Origin of the sequence: Hahella ganghwensis DSM 17046 (genome assembly GCF_000376785.1) — a bacterium.
Classification (GTDB): Bacteria; Pseudomonadota; Gammaproteobacteria; order Pseudomonadales; family Oleiphilaceae; genus Hahella; species Hahella ganghwensis.
The window spans coordinates 1-1,968 of record NZ_AQXX01000017.1; the positions used below are offsets into that span (position 1 = coordinate 1).

3 protein-coding genes are annotated in these 1,968 nt (G+C 44.9%); 1 reads left to right on the forward strand and 2 read right to left on the reverse strand.

Going from position 1 to position 1,968, the window contains the following annotated elements; all coding sequences use genetic code 11:
• Window positions 1-78: 78 nt before the first annotated feature.
• Together F566_RS0100165 and F566_RS0100170 are read right to left on the reverse strand one after the other, a co-directional pair.
• Complete coding sequence (locus F566_RS0100165) at window positions 79-621, reverse strand: metallophosphoesterase family protein (protein ID WP_020404965.1); 543 nt, start codon at window positions 619-621, stop codon at window positions 79-81.
• Window positions 622-1,017: 396 nt separating this feature from the next.
• Window positions 1,018-1,527, reverse strand: coding sequence for a type VI secretion system tube protein Hcp (locus tag F566_RS0100170; RefSeq protein WP_020404966.1), 510 nt, complete (start codon window positions 1,525-1,527; stop codon window positions 1,018-1,020).
• 235 nt (window positions 1,528-1,762) lie between these two features.
• Here F566_RS0100170 and F566_RS37825 point away from each other — a divergent pair, with 235 nt between their 5' ends.
• Window positions 1,763-1,891, forward strand: a complete 129-nt coding sequence (locus F566_RS37825) for a hypothetical protein (protein ID WP_281169093.1) — start codon at window positions 1,763-1,765, stop codon at window positions 1,889-1,891.
• Window positions 1,892-1,968 lie beyond the last annotated feature (77 nt).

Below are 1,968 nucleotides of genomic sequence, written 5' to 3' on the forward strand. Positions count from 1 at the left end.
AAAATGGCCGGAAAAACACTCTGAATATTCGGCCATATATCGTCGAGAGTTTGAATTACCTCAGAACCTTGGGGTTATTCAGACTCTCCCTAAGTCTTCAGGCGCACAATTCTTAGGTGTTAGGTTTTTTTGGTCAATGAAACCGTAGGCAAAACTATGATTATCCTGAGTGCTATCATAAAGATGTATATTAACCCTCACATCTGAAACAAATAAAGATTCAGTGGTGCCAGACCTTACTACGGGGAATTCGTGATTGTACTTTTCTAAAGAGCCTTGGACCTTAGCGCCATTAAATCTATCATGGTTGCCAGGAATAATTATATATCTTCTATTTTCATCCTTGGAAAGATTCAGCCCTACACTATGGGCTCCAATATTTATTTCATTTTCCAACCAATTTCTTACATACTCAAAACTTTCACTGTTACCAATCCTTGACACATCCCCGGTAATTACTAGCAAATCCCAATCTTTCTTTTTCAGAAATCCATCTAAGGCTAAAAAGGCTTGCATATTATGACCATACCTGTGAGGCCACTTAAAGTGAGAATCAGCGCCTCTTGTTAAATGCTCAGAGATATGCAAATCAGAAATATGTACAATTTTTATTGTTTCCATGTCATCTCCTACAACCTATAGGAAGTTTCGCGCTATAACATGTGTATATCGCGCACGCGCATTTTTCCATTCCAACAATTTGAAGATAGTTCCTCCAGCCCACTGATTCCAGTGTGAAATCCAAGAAGGTCAATCAACCTCATTTACGAGAAACCGTGCGTGCGCATATACACTCTCTTGGGATCTCGTTACCACAACAGGCTAGATCGCAATTTATTGAATCGAAGCACTTTTCAGGACAACATCATCAGAAAACTGCGCCATTCGGGCTGATGGTACTTACGATAAGAGGGCCGGCAAATACTTTGATTTCGACATCTACGGAGATTGAACCCATTCGAGGCGCATAATCATTTTTTGCGCCTCCCCCGAAAAACTATGTGGTATCAGCGGCCTCTAACTTCGAGCACTCCAGTTGTACTCAAACTCCCGCCTCTGAGTTACCGACTGCCACCGGATAATGTGGGGAATCACTCCCAATCGAACTAACGCCGGATAGGATGCACTGGCTCCTTCAAAGGTACTCGGATTCTCCAGTTCAAACCGGACGATGCGCCCCTGATCAATTTCATATTTGAACAGAAGTTCAATATCTCCGATTTCATGATTCAGGTGGAAAACTTCCAGCGACAGATCTACACGTTTTCTCTGGCAAAAAGCCTGGGCAAGTTGGGGGGTGCTTTTCCCAATACGAACCCAGAACTCGGCGGGTTTGACTTCCGGATAAGTGGAGGCTCTCAACTCTCCAGAGCTGCCCTCCATATCCATGGAAGCCTTGAAGAACATAGTCTCAAGCGCAGTGGATACATCGATGCCTCCCATTGTTATGGCGGAGTTATCCTCGCCTGGGGCGACATCAATATCACTGCCGTCAATCTTGAGGCGAAGATAAGCATTTAGCGCCATGTCTCTCTCCTCAGCGTTCGTTTACCTTTATCACCATTGGCGGACGCGACAAAAGCCTGTCTCTTGAGACCGGGCCTGACGACTGCTCAATAGTTGTTCAATACTTCAAGTGTAAATCAACCATCCCGGCAGGACCACAACCCGTTTATCTGGCCTTTCAACGACACCGGCCCCTTCAACCAGGCCCATGGATATCGTGTTAACATTAAACTTGGTTTCGTTGAGGCCTCGCGGTATGAACAAGCACGTCCTCATGTTTCTGCTGGTGGTAGGAGTGCTGTCTGCAGGAACAGACAGTTCAGTGATCTACGCAGAGATCTACAAGTGTGTGAAGGATGACAGAACTATCGTAAGCGTCCGGTAACCCCATCTTGAGCGCGCTACCAACTGACTGGATAGTGTCCACTTATTTTTTAGTGGACACTTGTTATGATTGTCATA